16 protein-coding genes are annotated in these 14,818 nt (G+C 50.4%); 3 read left to right on the forward strand and 13 right to left on the reverse strand.

The genetic code is table 11. The features are described 5' to 3' along the window. Positions 1 to 2 precede the first annotated feature (2 nt). From ACRQV7_RS08295 to ACRQV7_RS08335, 9 genes are all read right to left on the reverse strand, one after another. Positions 3 to 1,073, reverse strand: coding sequence for a M50 family metallopeptidase (locus ACRQV7_RS08295; RefSeq protein ID WP_275715928.1), 1,071 nt, complete (start codon positions 1,071 to 1,073; stop codon positions 3 to 5). A 13-nt stretch (positions 1,074 to 1,086) separates the two neighbouring features. After that, a complete protein-coding gene (locus ACRQV7_RS08300; RefSeq protein ID WP_275715930.1) occupies positions 1,087 to 2,238 on the reverse strand; it encodes a 1-deoxy-D-xylulose-5-phosphate reductoisomerase in 1,152 nt (383 codons plus the stop codon). A gap of 43 nt (positions 2,239 to 2,281) precedes the next feature. After that, positions 2,282 to 3,106 (reverse strand): phosphatidate cytidylyltransferase, encoded by an 825-nt coding sequence (locus tag ACRQV7_RS08305; RefSeq protein WP_275715932.1) that lies wholly within the window; start codon positions 3,104 to 3,106, stop codon positions 2,282 to 2,284. Beyond that, positions 3,107 to 3,814, reverse strand: a complete 708-nt coding sequence (locus ACRQV7_RS08310) for an isoprenyl transferase (protein ID WP_275715934.1) — start codon at positions 3,812 to 3,814, stop codon at positions 3,107 to 3,109. A gap of 8 nt (positions 3,815 to 3,822) precedes the next feature. Then, positions 3,823 to 4,377, reverse strand: a complete 555-nt coding sequence (gene frr / locus ACRQV7_RS08315; protein ID WP_275715936.1) for a ribosome recycling factor — start codon at positions 4,375 to 4,377, stop codon at positions 3,823 to 3,825. A 2-nt stretch (positions 4,378 to 4,379) separates the two neighbouring features. Next, complete coding sequence (gene pyrH / locus ACRQV7_RS08320; RefSeq protein ID WP_275715938.1) at positions 4,380 to 5,090, reverse strand: UMP kinase; 711 nt, start codon at positions 5,088 to 5,090, stop codon at positions 4,380 to 4,382. Between the two features lie 189 nt (positions 5,091 to 5,279). Beyond that, positions 5,280 to 6,194: a translation elongation factor Ts gene (gene tsf / locus ACRQV7_RS08325; protein WP_275715940.1), complete on the reverse strand. Its 915-nt coding sequence runs from the start codon at positions 6,192 to 6,194 to the stop codon at positions 5,280 to 5,282. A 55-nt stretch (positions 6,195 to 6,249) separates the two neighbouring features. Next, positions 6,250 to 6,996, reverse strand: coding sequence for a 30S ribosomal protein S2 (rpsB, locus tag ACRQV7_RS08330; protein WP_275715942.1), 747 nt, complete (start codon positions 6,994 to 6,996; stop codon positions 6,250 to 6,252). A gap of 143 nt (positions 6,997 to 7,139) precedes the next feature. Next, positions 7,140 to 7,430, reverse strand: coding sequence for a YlmC/YmxH family sporulation protein (locus ACRQV7_RS08335; RefSeq protein WP_243122456.1), 291 nt, complete (start codon positions 7,428 to 7,430; stop codon positions 7,140 to 7,142). Positions 7,431 to 7,538: 108 nt separating this feature from the next. Between ACRQV7_RS08335 and ACRQV7_RS08340 the strand changes: the two genes are divergently transcribed. Further along, entirely contained in the window at positions 7,539 to 8,069 is a 531-nt protein-coding gene (locus tag ACRQV7_RS08340) for an inorganic diphosphatase (RefSeq protein WP_038324237.1), read from the forward strand. A gap of 72 nt (positions 8,070 to 8,141) precedes the next feature. On the opposite strand, the gene ACRQV7_RS08345 is transcribed toward ACRQV7_RS08340, so the two are convergent. Together ACRQV7_RS08345 and sigG are read right to left on the reverse strand one after the other, a co-directional pair. Continuing rightward, positions 8,142 to 10,271: a glycosyltransferase family 39 protein gene (locus ACRQV7_RS08345; protein WP_444657790.1), complete on the reverse strand. Its 2,130-nt coding sequence runs from the start codon at positions 10,269 to 10,271 to the stop codon at positions 8,142 to 8,144. Between the two features lie 88 nt (positions 10,272 to 10,359). Further along, positions 10,360 to 11,130: an RNA polymerase sporulation sigma factor SigG gene (sigG, locus tag ACRQV7_RS08350; protein ID WP_444657791.1), complete on the reverse strand. Its 771-nt coding sequence runs from the start codon at positions 11,128 to 11,130 to the stop codon at positions 10,360 to 10,362. A 183-nt stretch (positions 11,131 to 11,313) separates the two neighbouring features. On the opposite strand from sigG, the gene ACRQV7_RS08355 reads away from it, so the two are divergent. Continuing rightward, positions 11,314 to 12,636, forward strand: coding sequence for a CCA tRNA nucleotidyltransferase (locus ACRQV7_RS08355; RefSeq protein WP_444657792.1), 1,323 nt, complete (start codon positions 11,314 to 11,316; stop codon positions 12,634 to 12,636). Further along, the gene (locus ACRQV7_RS08360; RefSeq protein ID WP_444657793.1) at positions 12,620 to 13,120 is read left to right on the forward strand and encodes a DNA-deoxyinosine glycosylase; all 501 of its coding nucleotides are present in this window, start codon (positions 12,620 to 12,622) and stop codon (positions 13,118 to 13,120) included. The genes ACRQV7_RS08355 and ACRQV7_RS08360 overlap by 17 nt, the downstream gene beginning before the upstream one ends. Positions 13,121 to 13,163: 43 nt before the next feature. Here ACRQV7_RS08360 and sigE read toward each other — a convergent pair whose 3' ends face one another. Next, positions 13,164 to 13,859, reverse strand: a complete 696-nt coding sequence (gene sigE / locus ACRQV7_RS08365) for an RNA polymerase sporulation sigma factor SigE (RefSeq protein WP_275715977.1) — start codon at positions 13,857 to 13,859, stop codon at positions 13,164 to 13,166. Positions 13,860 to 13,949: 90 nt separating this feature from the next. Further along, the gene (locus ACRQV7_RS08370; protein WP_275715954.1) at positions 13,950 to 14,774 is read right to left on the reverse strand and encodes a sigma-E processing peptidase SpoIIGA; all 825 of its coding nucleotides are present in this window, start codon (positions 14,772 to 14,774) and stop codon (positions 13,950 to 13,952) included. Between the last annotated feature and the right edge of the window lie 44 nt (positions 14,775 to 14,818).

A 14,818-nucleotide genomic window follows, 5' to 3' on the forward strand; every position in this document is an offset into this window, starting at 1 on the left:
GATCAACCCAACCCCTTGCCAGTAATCAGCCTGATAATATCGTTGAAAGTAATAATCACCATCAGACCCATCAGCAGGCAGAAGCCGGCCGTGTTTACCCAGCCCTCGTATTTCGGGTTGATTGGCTTGCGGAAAATCGCTTCCACGATCAGGAACAGCAGCCTGCCACCGTCCAGCGCCGGCAGCGGAAGCAGATTCACGACGCCAAGGTTGACGGTAATGACCATCATCATCATCAAAATATTGTTCAGGGCGGCGATAAAATTCTGCTGCAGACCGATCGAGGCCGCCTGCCCGATGGCGTTCGCCGCGCCGACGGGGCCCGCGACATCATTGAACCCGAATTTTCCCGTGACAAGCCCGACCAGACTGTACCAGACCATTCGCACGGTGGAAACCGTGTCCTGTGCGGATTTGACAATCAGAGTACCGGGATTTTTTTCAATCGGCTGCACATAAAAGTCAAGGGCAAGGATTTGCTTCCCGTCCGATTCCTTTGTGTTAAACCGTATATCATCAAAGTTCAGCAGCTTTCCGCCGCGGGAAACCTGAATATCCGTTTTCATCGGGTCCGCCATGGCGAGAGCAAAGCTCAAATCGCGGTCCCCGTTTATTTTATAGCCGTTGATGCTTTTAAAAACATCGCCAACCTGAAACCCGGCCGCCTGCAGGGCCGACTGATCGGTAAATTTCGAGATGGTCGTCGAAGAAAACGCAGGCTGCTGGCCTAAAAGAATCATCATAATGACGAGACCCAAGATAATATTCATCACGGCGCCCATCACAACCACCAGCATCCGTTTCCAAATCGGCCTGTTGTTAAAGGCACGGTCGTCCGGGCTGTCCTCATCTTCGCCTTCCATCGCGCAGAAGCCGCCGACCGGAAACGCGCGCAGGGAATACTCCGTTTCCCCCCTTGTAAAATGAAACAGCTTCGGCCCCATGCCGATGGCAAATTCATTGACACGAACTCCGGAAAGCTTCGCCGTGAAAAAATGTCCGAATTCGTGGATAAAAATAATAAAGCTGAAAAGAAGAATCGCTATAATCACCAATATTGCTTTTGTAATCATGATCACCTCATCGTCAGCCGACCGCGCCGAAAACATAATCCCGCGCATTGCGGTCGGCATTCAAAATATCGTCAACAGACGAAACCGTTTGAACATCCGGCTGATTTTCCATCGCACGGCGGACCAGTTCCCCAATCCGGAGAAAAGAAATCCTGCCGTCTAAAAACAGCTTTACCGCGACCTCATTTGCCCCGTTTGCCGCCGCGGGGGCAAGCCCGCCGCGCTCAATTGCTTTCTTGCACGCGTCAAGACAGGAGAAAGTCTGGAAATCGGGCTCAAAAAAGGTCAATTTACCGTAATCCGTCAAACTCAGCTGCCCAACCGGCGAAGGAAGCCTCTGCGGCCAGGTAATTGCATACTGAATGGGAATTCTCATATCCGGCAGTCCCAGCTGCGCAATGACGGAATTATCTTCATATTCAATCATGGAATGAACGACGCTTTCCCGATGGACGACCACGGAAATTTTGGAGGCCGGCATATCGAACAGCCAGGACGCTTCTATAATTTCCAACCCTTTATTCATCATGGTAGCGGAGTCGATCGTAACCTTGGCGCCCATATTCCAGTTCGGATGCCTGAGCGCCTGCTGCGGCGTTACATGAATCAGCTGATCCCTGTTTTTCCCGAAAAACGGCCCGCCGGAAGCCGTAAGGATGATGCACTTGAGCGCTTTTTTCTCCGGGCAGCCCTGCAAACATTGAAATACGGCCGAATGCTCGCTGTCCACCGGAAGGATTTTTACCGAATTCTTTTTGGCCGCCTCCATCACAAGGGAGCCCCCGGCGACCAGCGTTTCCTTGTTGGCGAGCGCCACGTCCTTTCCCGCTTTGATCGCGGTCAGGGTGGGCACCAGCCCAACCATGCCCACGACGGAATTCAGGACCAAATCGGCGTTTTCCATCGCCGCGGCCTCGCACAGACCGTCCATGCCGGTCACAACCCGTACGGGAGTGTCCGCCACGGCAATTTTCAGTTTTTTCGCCGCGGACTCATCAAACACCGCAGCCAACTCGGGTTTAAATTCCCTGATCTGTTCCTCTAAAAGCGCCGTATTGGCATTGGCTGCCAAAGCGCATACCTTTACGTTCAAACCGCGTACAACATCAAGCGCTTGCGTACCGATGGAGCCGGTCGAACCAAGAATTGAAAGACATCTTCTCATTATTATTCACCATTTTGCAGTTTTATTGCATCTGAGCACATATTTATTGAAAGACAAGCGGCATAAACTGGACAAGCAAATACACAAACGGCGCTTCAAAAATCACGCTGTCAAAGCGGTCCAGAATCCCGCCGTGCCCCGGAATGATTTCCCCAAAGTCCTTGATATGGCAGCTGCGCTTGATGAGCGAAAAGCTGAGGTCGCCCAGAATGGACATAATCGTTCCGAAAAATCCGATGACCACCAGCGTCAGGTACGATATTTCGACGCTGTAAGCATAGTAAACCGCGTGGAAAATATATCCGAAAACGATCATGGCGACAATATTCAGAACAAAGCCGCCGATAACGCCCTCCACCGTCTTTTTCGGGCTGATATCCGGACACAATTTATGTTTTCCCCAAAGGCTGCCGGCAAAAAACGCCCCGGTATCCGCTATCCAGGCAGAAAAAATTGCAATAATCACATAAAACATGCCGTGCCTCCCGCCAAGATTGCGCAAGCTGATCAAGGTTTCAAGGGCCGTCGGAATCATCAGCGACATACTGTAGATGACGCCCACCTCGCGGAAGGTGATCACCTTATGGTACAGAATCAATGCCCCGAATATGACGACCGTGTAAAGAAAATAGGCAGCCTGCTGCAGCATATCAACCTGTATCAGCGGAATTACCGCGGAAAAGATCAGGCTTGGGATAAGCAGGACAAAATTTTTGGACAATCCCAAAGCGGAAATAATTTCAAAAACAGCCAAAACTGAAATCAAAGCAATCGCAATGTTCAAAGCTGCCGGAACGGTGCTGTTAAATACTACAATCGCGGCCAAAAAAAGGACAAGAGATACTCCTGAAGCAACCCTTTCTCTCAATTAAACCCCTCCAAAGCGCCTGTTGCGGCTCGCGTATTCGTTTAATGCGCGATCTAAATCCCTTGGCTTAAAGTCAGGCCACAAAATATCCATTACAACGTATTCGGCGTAAGCCGACTGCCACAGTAAAAAATTCGAGATACGGCTTTCCCCGCTCGGCCGGATAATCAGATCCGGGTCGGGTTGTCCGCCGGTATAGAGCCGTTCGGCAACGGCAGCTTCACTGATCTGTTCAGGGGACAGCCTTCCCTTTTGCACATCCTCGGCAAGCATTCTGGCCGCGTGTACGATTTCCGCACGCCCGCCGTAATTCATGGCAATGTTCAGGACCATACCGGTGCGCTTTTCCGAAACCTTCTCCGTTTCACGAATCAGTTTCTGCAGCTCCGGCGGAAAAGCCGACACATCCCCGATAAAACGTACTTTTATGTTCTCATTTAAAAAGTCACGCAGAGCATCTTCAAGATACTGCTTGAACAGCTTCATTAAAGCCCCGATTTCCTCTTTTGGACGCCGCCAGTTCTCCGTTGAAAAAGCATATACCGTAAGATACTCAATTCCAATCGAACTGCAGTAGCGCGTGATTGTCTTGAAGACAGCCGCTCCTACGGTATGGCCGGCGGAACGCGGGAGTCCGCGTTTTTTAGCCCACCGGCCATTTCCGTCCATAATGATCCCCAGATGCTTTGGAAGATACTGTTGTTCCATTTTCTTACCTATATTTCCATAATTTCCTTTTGCTTTTTTTCAAATGCGCCGTCTACCTGTTTGCAATATTTATCGGTTAAATCCTGCGTTTTCTTTTCCGCCTGCTTCAGCTCGTCTTCCGTGAGCTCCGAATTTTTCTTCATGCCTTTGAGCTTTTCCATCGCGTCACGGCGCATATTGCGGATCGCGATCTTGCGCTCCTCGGCCATCTTGCTGATTTCCTTCACCAGGTCGCGGCGTCTCTCCTCCGTAAGCGGAGGAAATGTAATCCGGATGACCTTGCCGTCGCTCTGAGGATTGATGCCGATGTCCGAGGTCTGAATGGCCTTTTCAATGGCGCGGCATACGGAAATATCCCAAGGTTGAATGGTCAGAATCCGCGCTTCGCTTACCGCCACCGCCGCAAGCTGGTTAATAGCGGTCGGCGTGCCGTAATAATCGACTTTTACTTTATCCAGCACCGCCGGGTTCGCCCTGCCCGCTCTGATGGATGCAAAATCATCAGACAGAGCACTGACACATTTCTTCATATGGTCCTCTGCGCGTTCCAATACTTCTTTCATCATTAGTCCTCCTTCACAAGTGTTCCGATCGATTCCCCGCAAACGGCTTTGATAATATTATCCGGCTCGCCGATGCTGAAAACAAGAATCGGAATTTTATTATCTTTGCATAGTGAAGCAGCCGTGCTGTCCATCACCTGCAGGTTTCGGTTGAGTACGTCCATAAAGGACAGGGTGTCAAATTTTACGGCGTCCGGATTCTTTTTGGGGTCGCTGTCATAAACGCCGTCAACCATGGTGGCTTTTAAAATAATGTCTGCGTCAATTTCGGCTGCCCGCAGCGCCGCCGCCGTATCGGTTGAGAAGAACGGGTTTCCGGTACCGCAGCCAAATACGACGACTCTTCCCTTTTCCAGATGCCGTACGGCGCGGTTGCGGATGTAGGGTTCGGCAATTTGCTGCATCGCAATCGCGGTCTGCACACGGACCTGAACGCCGAGCTGTTCCAACGCGTCGGCCACGCCAAGCGCGTTGATGGTGGTGGCGAGCATTCCCATATGATCCGCGCGGGTCCTGTCCATTTTTCCGCTGCTGCGGCCGCGCCAGAAATTGCCGCCGCCAACAACGATTCCGATCTGAACCCCCATATCCGCACATTTTTTGATCGGTCCGCAGATTTTCAGCACCGTGTCAAAATCAATTCCGTGGGTCTCGCTGCCCGCGAGAGATTCGCCGCTCAGCTTGAGAAGAATTCTGTTATATTTAGGTTGCAAATAAAACACCCCTGTTTTCATTTTATATTATTCTACAATAAGCATTGTGTAAAGTAAAGGCTTTCATAACTAAATATAGTTATTATTGTCAAGTTTTATAATTTAGAAACATTTCTCCGAAAGCGGTAACAGGAGGAAGGCATAAAAATAGCGCAGGATTGTTTTCCTGCGCTATTCCTCAGTGAATTCTTACTTAACCATGCTGGCGATTTCTTCTGCAAAATTATCCTCGCGCTTCTCAAGGCCTTCGCCCTTTTCAAAGCGGACATAATCTACAATCGAAATGGAGCCGCCAAGCTCTTTTGCGGTAGCCTCCGTGTACTGCTGCACGGAAAGATCGCCGTCTTTGACATAGGCCTGATCCAAAAGGCAGATTTCCTTAAAGAACTTTCCAAGTCTTCCGGTAACAATCTTATCAGCAATTGCAGCAGGTTTGCCATCGTTGATAATCTGCTCTTTCAGAATGGTCTTCTCATGTTCAACAACATCGGCGGGAACCGATTTCTGATCGAGGTACTGCGGGCTGATGGCCGCAATCTGCATGGCGATATTCTTCGCGTACTCCTTAAACTCTTCCTTGGCCGCAATTTCCGCGGAAGTATCGAATTTAACAAGAACGCCGATTTTTCCGGCTGCATGGATATAGGCTGCAACCACGCCTTCAAAACGCTTGAAACGACGAATCTTAATGTTCTCGCCGATGGTCAGGATCTTATCCTTGAGCATCGCGTCGACCGTCTGATCCGAACCGCTTGCTTTGCACTGAAGCAAAGCCTCCACATCGGCAGGATTAGACTCGATGACCGTATCCGCACAGACCTTTACGAAGTGCTGGAAATCCGCATTCTTCGCAACAAAGTCGGTTTCGGCGTTGACCTCGATGTCCACACCGACGGTTCCTTCCTCATTCAGGCATGCAAAAGCAACGCCTTCGGCTGCAATACGGCCCGCCTTTTTCGTAGCGGCCGCAAGGCCTTTCTCTCTTAAAAAGTCGATCGCGGCATCCATGTCTCCATTGGATGCTTCCAGCGCTTTTTTGCAGTCCATCATCCCGCAGCCGGTCTTCTCACGAAGCGCTGCAACATCTTTAGCTGTAAAAGCCATTCTGTTTCCTCCGCTCTTAATATTCGTTTTATTTATTATCTGCGCATATTACCGATTATTCCGCGGCTTCTGCTTCATTCACTTTTTCTTCTTCCGCTTCGGCGGCAGCGGCGCCCATCTGGCCTTCCTTGCCTTCGACGATTGCGTTTGCGACGGTTGCGGAAATCAGCTTGACGGCACGGATCGCGTCGTCGTTGCCGGGAATAACATAATCGATTTCATCCGGATCACAGTTGGTGTCGACAATCGCGACAATCGGGATGCCGAGCTTTTTGGCTTCCGCTACGGCGATTCTCTCTTTGCGCGGGTCAACGATAAACAGTGCGCCGGGAATTTGTTTCATATCCTTGATGCCGCCCAGGAATTTCTCGAGCTTTTCAATCTCAAGGCGAAGCTTAATGACTTCTTTTTTCGGCAGAAGATCGAAGGTGCCGTCTTCTTCCATGGTCTTGAGCTGGTTCAAGCGGTCGATTCTGCGGCGGATCGTACGGAAGTTGGTCAGCATGCCGCCCAACCAGCGCGCGTTGACAAAATAAGCGCCTGCGCGTTCCGCTTCGTCCTTCACGGAATCCTGAGCCTGCTTTTTGGTGCCGACAAACAGTACGGATTTGCCTTCAGCGGAAAGACTGCGGACAAAGCTGTAAGCGTCCTCCAGCTTCTTGACGGTTTTCTGCAGGTCGATGATGTAGATGCCGTTGCGTTCCGTAAAGATATACGGAGCCATTTTCGGGTTCCATCTTCTGGTCTGGTGACCGAAGTGGACGCCGGCCTCCAAAAGTTGTTTCATTGATACTACTGACATAATAATCCTCCTTGGTTTTTCCTCCGTCCCGCTTTAACAGACGCAACACCCGGAAGCCGGGCACCAAATCGTCATAGCAGAGACGTGTGTTTTTTATTGCGCGGATAATTATAGCATATAAAAGAATAAAATTCAAGAGTTTTTCAGTTGCCAAAGAATCCGCCAAACCCGCGCCCTCTTTTTTTCGTTCGGCAATAGTTATTATACGTCACCAAAATAGTATCGTCCCCTATTACCTGAATATCCTGCCATTTAATAATAATATCGTCCTCCCTGCCCAGCAGTCCGAAGCAGCGCAGGCGGCCGTAAATTACAATGGCAATCACTCTGGCGTCCGCGGTGTCTATTTCCACATCACAGACACATCCTATCCGGGTCCCGTCCTTTACATTGATGACTTCTTTATGGCGCATATCAATGATCCGGCAATTCACGCTTCCACCTCCCCTACAGATATATGCCGAACTTTGTTATATAATTAATTAATTGATTAATCAAAAAGAAAATGGTATAATTATCCGAGAAAAAATCAGGAGGTTATTATGAATATTTGGCATGATATCTCACCTAAAAGAATTAAGACAGAAGACTTTTGTGCCGTCATAGAAATTCCAAAGGGCTGTAAAATCAAATATGAGCTCGACAAGGAAACCGGTTTGCTGCTGATGGACCGGATTCTTTACACTTCCACTCATTATCCCGCGAACTACGGCTTTATTCCCCGTACTTACGCCAGTGATAATGACCCTCTTGACGTACTTGTCCTCTGTTCCGAGGATATCCGTCCGCTTTCCCTGGTGCGGTGTTATGCCATCGGCGTGATTATTATGGTGGATAACGGGATGAAAGATGAAAAAATCATCGCGATTCCGTTTAACGACCCCACCTATAACGGCTACCGTGACATTAAGGAGCTGCCGAAACATATTTTTGACGAAATGTCCCATTTCTTTTCCGTTTACAAACAGCTGGAGGGAAAAGTGACGGCAATCGACGAAGTCAAAGGGCCCGAAGATGCCAAGGAAATCATTCAGAGCTCCATTGACAGCTACATCGAAAAATTCTGCAAATAATTTTCGCTGATCCAAAATCCCCTGTGAAATTCACAGGGGATTTTTTGCGCCGCAATCGCTCAAAGAAAACAGTTACGACTGAAACAGATATAAAGTGCCGCCCTGACCGCCCATTTGGCCGACATTGCTTGTATTGGAGCTGTATTCGCCGGAATCCACCAACACCGCGTTTTCTTTTACATAAGACTCAATATCGGAACCGGAACCGCCGAAGCTTCCATTCAACAGGAAATAAGTAATTTTGCCTTGAGCGACAAGCGTTTTCAGCTGATCGACCGTAAGGGAATTGTCCGAACCCAGGAACCCTCCGTAAGCATAGCAGGGCAGGCCGGTGTCAATGATGAACTGCGCTACGCTGCTGGAACGCTGTGCGGTAACAAGAAAGCTGCCCTCTTTATAATTTTTCACCAGATAAGCTTCCAAAGAGGCGCTCTGCGCGCTGCCGTTTTCCGACAACATGCCGGTTCCGTTCCCCTGTCCGCTTTGCACCAGCTCCGGACCGGCGTACGGCATTGTGGAATTCGTTACGCCCATGACCGGCGTAAGCGCCCAGTAAAAAGGAGCTGCCACTGAGGACAGGACAAGCACCGCCAGAGAAACCGCAAGAATGCCGCGCTTATGTCTGACACAATAAACGGCGAACAGGAGGATTCCAATGCCCGCCGCGGCAAGCATAACGGGAAGCAGCCATGTCTTCAGCTCGGAATACCGCAAAACACAGACAATCTGCAGAGCAAGATTGAGAAGGAACGCAGCCAGCAGAAGCACGGGACGAAGATACTCCGTTTTTTTCTCCCGTCTGTGCTTCAGCCCGTTGTAGATGGTAACAATTCCGATGCCGCTCAGGACGGCAATGGCGGGCGCCATCATGCAGAGATAATACCGGTGATAGAATCCGGCAAAGCTGAAGAAAACCGCCATGGTAATCAGCCACAGAGACCAGAATACAAAAGCACCCTGACGCTCATTTTTTCTTCTGAAGTTCCATTTATTCATGCAAAGCAGCATGCTGCAAAGGGCGAACAGCAGGAACCAGGAACCCTGTCCGTATAAATTTGACGTCCACAGCCGCAGAGGGGACGCATTCCCGATTTCAGAACCGCCCATCCCATTCGCACCCATATTGCGGCCGCCGTCCTGGCGGTCTCCACGGCCGTCCGCACCGCCGTCAGGCATGTTCTGTCCGTTTTCATCGGCACCGTCGGACGTGCCCTGCCCGTTCCCATCTGTATTGCCGCCGGGCATTCCCTGTCCACTTCCATTCGTGTTACTGTCCGGCGCGCCCTGCCCGTAACCGTCGGAAGGCGTCCCGTTTCCGTCATCATTCGTCTGTGGTGCCGAGCCGGAAGCATCCCTGTCGGATGAACGGCCAAAGCCGCCTCCCATTCCGCCGCCCATGCTTTGTCCAAACAGCCTTTCCGTGCCGTTATGGCCGAAAATCAGTTCGATCATGGAATTGCTGCTGGTGCTGTCCACGTAAGGCCGGTTTTCAGCGGGGTAAAATTCCACGGCAAGCACCCATGCGAAAGAGACTCCCAGAACAATAACCATACTCAAAATCCCGGCAAGAATCCGTTTCCCAATTTTTTCTTTTGCAAAAAACAGATAAGTCAGGGCAACGGCGGGCAGAATCATGTATGCCTGCAGCATTTTAATATTAAAGCCCAATCCGACAAACAGCGCCGCGAGAAACAGATATTTCCATCTTCCGCTGTCGATCGAGCGAAAAAGAAACCACGCCGCTGCCAGCAATACAAAAATCAGCTGCATATCCATCGTATTGTTGCGCGACGCGACAACGACGACCGGGGTTATGGCAAAAAGCAGGGCCGAAACAAGCCCGGCGGGCCGCCCGAAATACCGGGCGGTCAAAATGTAAATCATCACGGTGGAGGCCGCGCCCGCCAAAGCCTGCGGGAGCAGCATGGCCCAGCCGTGATAGCCGAAAATAAGTACGGAAATCGCCTGCGTCCACAAGCCGAGCGGGGGCTTATCTACAGAAACCATTCCGGCGGGATCAAATGAAACAAAGAAGAAATTTTTAAAGCTCAGCGTCATGCTTTTTACACACGCCGCGTAATATTCGTTTCCGGTTCCGTAGTTGGAAATCGCGTAGAAGTTTAAGGTAAACGACAGCGCCGCAATCAATATCAGCGCGGGGATATAAGGTTTTTTTCTGAACTTCACAATGATGGGCTGCATAGAAGGTCCTCCGATTCCTTGCAATCTATTACAGCGCCCAGTATAATTGCTGATTGTGAAGTTGACGTGACGGGAAAGAAAACAACAGCTAAATGTCTTTCTTGATCTTATCCAGCGCGGCCTTTTCCAGCCTGGAAACCTGCGCCTGACTGATTCCGATCTCCGAAGCAACCTCCATCTGTGTTTTTCCCTGGAAAAAGCGCATGGAAAGAATCCGCTTTTCTCTGCTGTTCAAATCGCGGATCGCTTCCTTCAGCGCGATTTCGTCCAGCCAGTTGGAATCGTCGTTGTTATCACCCACCTGATCCATCACATAAATGGTGTCGCCGCCGTCTGAAAAAACCGGCTCAAAAAGCGAAACCGGTTCTACAATGGATTCCAGCGCAAGCACCACATCCTCCCTCGGCAGGTTCAATTCTTTTGCTATTTCATCGATGCTGGGCTCGCGGCTGTTTTCAGCCGTCATTCTTTCTTTCGCCTGCATGGCCTTATACGCGGTGTCGCGCAGCGACCGGCTGACGCGTATGGAATTGTTATCCCTCAGATAACGCCGGATTTCTCCGATGATCATAGGCACCCCATAGGTGCTGAAACGGACGCCCTGATTGATGTCAAAGTGGTCGATCGCCTTGATGAGGCCGATGCAGCCCACCTGAAAAAGATCGTCAAGATTTTCCCCGCGGTTTGTAAAGCGCTGAATGACGCTTAAAACAAGACGCAGGTTCCCGTTAATGAGTTCGTCGCGGGCTTTCATATCCCCTTCTTTCACCCGGCGCAACAGCTGCATTTTTTCCTTTTCGGTAAGTACTTTTAATTTCGAAGTATTGACTCCGCAGATTTCGACTTTATTGTACTGCATGCCGTTCCCTCATTTCCATGGAATAACTTACTACCATTATTACCATGGGCGGGGTGATTCATGCGGAGCCGGCGGTAAAAATATTATGGGGAAAGGGAATTGCTTTTCCGTTATAAAGTCGTATATACTATAATCAATCCGTATCCTGTAAAAACAGGAAATAAGAGCAAGCGAGGCGGAGCCATGCGAATTCAGATACCGACGCAGGTTGAAACGGTTCTTCAAAAATTGACGGCTTCCGGCTTTGAGGCCTATGTCGTCGGCGGCTGTGTGCGTGATTCCATCCTCGGGCTGGAGCCGAGCGACTGGGATGTGACCACCTCCGCCCCGCCCGAGGAAACGGAACGCATTTTCAGCGGCTGTCCGTGCGTAAAAACCGGAATTCAGCACGGAACCCTTACGGTGCTGATCGATCATCGGCCCGTGGAAGTGACCACCTTCCGGGTGGACGGACAGTATTCCGACAACCGGCATCCGGACAGCGTCCGCTTTACCCGCAGCTTAAAGGAGGATTTATCACGCAGGGATTTTACCGTCAACGCCCTCGCCTATTCTCACGCCGACGGCGTAATCGACTGCTTTGGCGGGATGGATGACCTGAAAGGCCGAATCATCCGATGCGTCGGAACCCCCGGCCTGCGTTTTCAGGAGGACGGGCTCAGAATTTTGCGGGCGCTTCGCTTTTCCTCCGTGCTGGGATTTTCCCCGGAGCCGAACACCTCGGCCGCCATTCTGTCCAATTGCGGGCTGCTCCAACAAATTGCCCGGGAGCGCATTCAGTCGGAGCTGACCAGGCTCCTTTGCAGGAATCCGTCCGAGGTGCTTCAAAAATACCGCGCCGTGCTGGAACAGATCATTCCGGAGTTTTGCTTCATGACCAAATCGGACGAATGGGAGCACACGCTGAAAGCCGTTTCAATGGTGGAAGCAACGCCTGTTTTACGGCTGACCATGCTTTTCTATCATATCCGACAATCTGCCCCGTCTGAACAAAGCCGAAACGGAAGAGAGTCCTTTGACGGTTCCTGCAGCCAAAACGCCGAAGCGGTCAAAGCAATTCTTTTACGACTCCGGTATGACAGAGATACGGTGAAAACTGTTTCCGAGCTAACGGGGCTTCAACGGTTTCCTCTTCCCGCGGACGAAAGAAGCCTGCTGAAGCTTCTCCATCAGTACGGCAAAAAAACGCTGAGTTTGCTTTTTAAAGTGCGGGACGCGGATTTACGGGCGCAAAACCCGCCCGATACCCATGGACTGGAAGAACTGAAAAAAGCGGAAGCGATATTCCAAAGCATTTTCACACGGGGATTATGCTACTCTCTGAAAGATCTACAGATCAAGGGCTCGGATTTATTATCGATCGGCATTCCCGAAGGGAGCGAAATCGGCAGGATGCTTTCCCTGCTCTTAAGCGCGGTGATGGACGGCAAATGTTTAAACCGGCGGGAAGCACTTCTGAAATACGCATTACAGTTAAAGGAAGAATATCATGACGGAAACAGTTGAGCATACCTTTGGACCTGTTTATGATGAAAATTCAAGAATATTGATTTTAGGGACGATCCCTTCGCCGAAATCCCGCGAATACGGGTTTTACTACTCCCACCCGCAGAACCGGTTCTGGCGAATCGTATCGGATTTATACGGCCAGAAGCTTCCGGAAAGCAACGCGGAAAAAACGGAATTTCTGCTGAGAAACCGCATTGCGCTCTGGGATGTCCTCAAAAGCTGCAAAATCTCCGGGGCGGACGACGGCAGTATCCGCGACCCGGTCGCAAACGATATCGGAGGCCTCTTAAAAGGAACCGATATCCGCGCGGTATTTACCACGGGAACAAAGGCCGCCGCTCTCTACCGCAGGTTTTGTGAAAAAAGCGCGGGATGTCCGGCCATTGCGCTGCCTTCGACAAGCCCGGCCAACTGCCGGCACTATAACTATGAAAGCCTGAGAGAAGCCTACCGGGTGATTCTGAAATACACACTGGAATAAAGAAAGCGTCGAAAAAGGCGGGCATCGTGATGCCCGCCTTTTTTCAGCTTACGCGCTCCAGGTCCTTTTTCAGCCTTTCAATAATCCGTTTTTCCAGGCGCGATATGTATGACTGTGAAATACCAAGGGTGTCGGCTACTTCCTTCTGCGTATGCTCTTTTGTGTTGTTCAGGCCAAAACGGAGCTGCATGATTTCCCGCTCCCGCGGAGCGAGATGCGACACGGCAGTCAGCAAAAGATTCCGCTCTACCTCCTGTTCAATGTTGCGGTTGACGGTATCCTGGTCGCTGCCCAGAATATCGGAAAGCAGAAGCTCGTTTCCGTCCCAGTCCACATTTAACGGATCGTCGATGGAGACTTCGTTTTTTAACTGGGAGCTTTTACGGAGGTACATCAGAATTTCGTTTTCAATACAGCGGGACGCATAGGTTGCCAGCTTGATGTTGCGCTCGGGGCAAAAAGTGTTTACTGCTTTAATCAGCCCAATCGTTCCGATCGAGATCAGATCCTCCACCCCGGCGCTGCTCGATTCAAACTTTTTGGCGATGTACACAACAAGCCTGAGGTTGTGGGTGATCAGCGGTTCCCGCGCGTTTGGAACATTGTTCAGAATGTTCATCATCACCTTTTCCTCTTCCTTCTTCGTCAGCGGCGGAGGAAGAGTCTCTGGCCCGTTAATATAGTGTACATGCCCGTTTAGACCTAATCGCAGCCATAATAATGACAGCTTATTTCCCATTTCCCTTATCAGCTTATTCATTCCCATTTTCACTCTTTCCCTTTTGCCGCTGCCGCCGCGGCTGAGAAACGCGCCTGCCTACGGCCAAATTTAGGCTGACGTTTTTTGCAGTAAATCCGGATTTAAGAGCGCGCTGAACGCTCCAAGCTTCGATTTGGTTACCGCTATGTACACCTCGTGTACTTCAATCTTCTCTCTTCCTGTCATGACTGTCAGTTTATCCGGTTTAAACGCCGGAAGAAGCCCCTCCCCCGAAACCGCCTGAAACGGCACCAGCCGGATTTTCCCGCTTTCGTGCCGCGGGGCGATTCCGTCAAGACAATCCTCACAGACAACGGCGACCGGCGCGTTTGAAAACGGTTCGGTCAGCGTGTTGCCGGTATCCACCTTTGCGGCACAGGAAACCGACTTTCCGTTAAAATCGATCTGAATCCGGCAGAAAAGGTTTTCCGGGGCCTGACGGCCCGTAATGCGGTGAATCAGGCGTATGATAAAATAGCATATAACTGTCAGAATGATCAGAAGAAGCGGTGAAACATTGAAATAAACCACCGAATTTTTGATAATGAGCCCCTGCGGGGCGATAAAATACCACAGCGCAAGCATGAAACCCGCAAAGGCAAAGCTCATGATATAAAAGGCGGCCAGTTCTCTCAGAAACTGCTTGATTCCGTAATAGGGATACGCAAATAAAACAATCAGTCCCGACACGGCCAGCTTAAAAGCCAAGGATAAAAAAAGATTGGTTTCGGGCAGCAGAATAGAAAGAGAAGCGGCCGCACCCAGGGCCGCGGCTGCAACCATTCTGGAACGTTTCACCGGCAGCGAAAGAAATTTTGAAACGGCAAGCAGCAAAAAATAATTGATAAATAAGTTGATACCGACCAGTACGTCTATGTAAATCGTCTGCTTCAAAGAGATCCCTCCCTGCGCTAAAAATAATTATACTGGTGCAGGGT

Source organism: Caproiciproducens lactatisolvens, assembly GCF_052443335.1.
In the GTDB taxonomy this organism is placed as follows: Bacteria; Bacillota; Clostridia; order Oscillospirales; family Acutalibacteraceae; genus Caproiciproducens.

Bases quoted from the DNA above. Each gene is read 5' to 3' on its own strand.
- ACRQV7_RS08300 (WP_275715930.1), bottom strand. From the start codon at position 2,238: ATGAGAAGATGTCTTTCAATTCTTGGTTCGACCGGCTCCATCGGTACG.
- ACRQV7_RS08295 (WP_275715928.1), bottom strand. From the start codon at position 1,073: ATGATTACAAAAGCAATATTGGTGATTATAGCGATTCTTCTTTTCAGC.
- sigE (WP_275715977.1), bottom strand. From the start codon at position 13,859: ATGGGAAATAAGCTGTCATTATTATGGCTGCGATTAGGTCTAAACGGG.
- rpsB (WP_275715942.1), bottom strand. From the start codon at position 6,996: ATGTCAGTAGTATCAATGAAACAACTTTTGGAGGCCGGCGTCCACTTC.
- frr (WP_275715936.1), bottom strand. From the start codon at position 4,377: ATGAAAGAAGTATTGGAACGCGCAGAGGACCATATGAAGAAATGTGTC.
- ACRQV7_RS08360 (WP_444657793.1), top strand. From the start codon at position 12,620: ATGACGGAAACAGTTGAGCATACCTTTGGACCTGTTTATGATGAAAAT.
- ACRQV7_RS08355 (WP_444657792.1), top strand. From the start codon at position 11,314: ATGCGAATTCAGATACCGACGCAGGTTGAAACGGTTCTTCAAAAATTG.
- tsf (WP_275715940.1), bottom strand. From the start codon at position 6,194: ATGGCTTTTACAGCTAAAGATGTTGCAGCGCTTCGTGAGAAGACCGGC.
- ACRQV7_RS08345 (WP_444657790.1), bottom strand. From the start codon at position 10,271: ATGCAGCCCATCATTGTGAAGTTCAGAAAAAAACCTTATATCCCCGCG.
- ACRQV7_RS08340 (WP_038324237.1), top strand. From the start codon at position 7,539: ATGAATATTTGGCATGATATCTCACCTAAAAGAATTAAGACAGAAGAC.
- ACRQV7_RS08310 (WP_275715934.1), bottom strand. From the start codon at position 3,814: ATGGAACAACAGTATCTTCCAAAGCATCTGGGGATCATTATGGACGGA.
- sigG (WP_444657791.1), bottom strand. From the start codon at position 11,130: ATGCAGTACAATAAAGTCGAAATCTGCGGAGTCAATACTTCGAAATTA.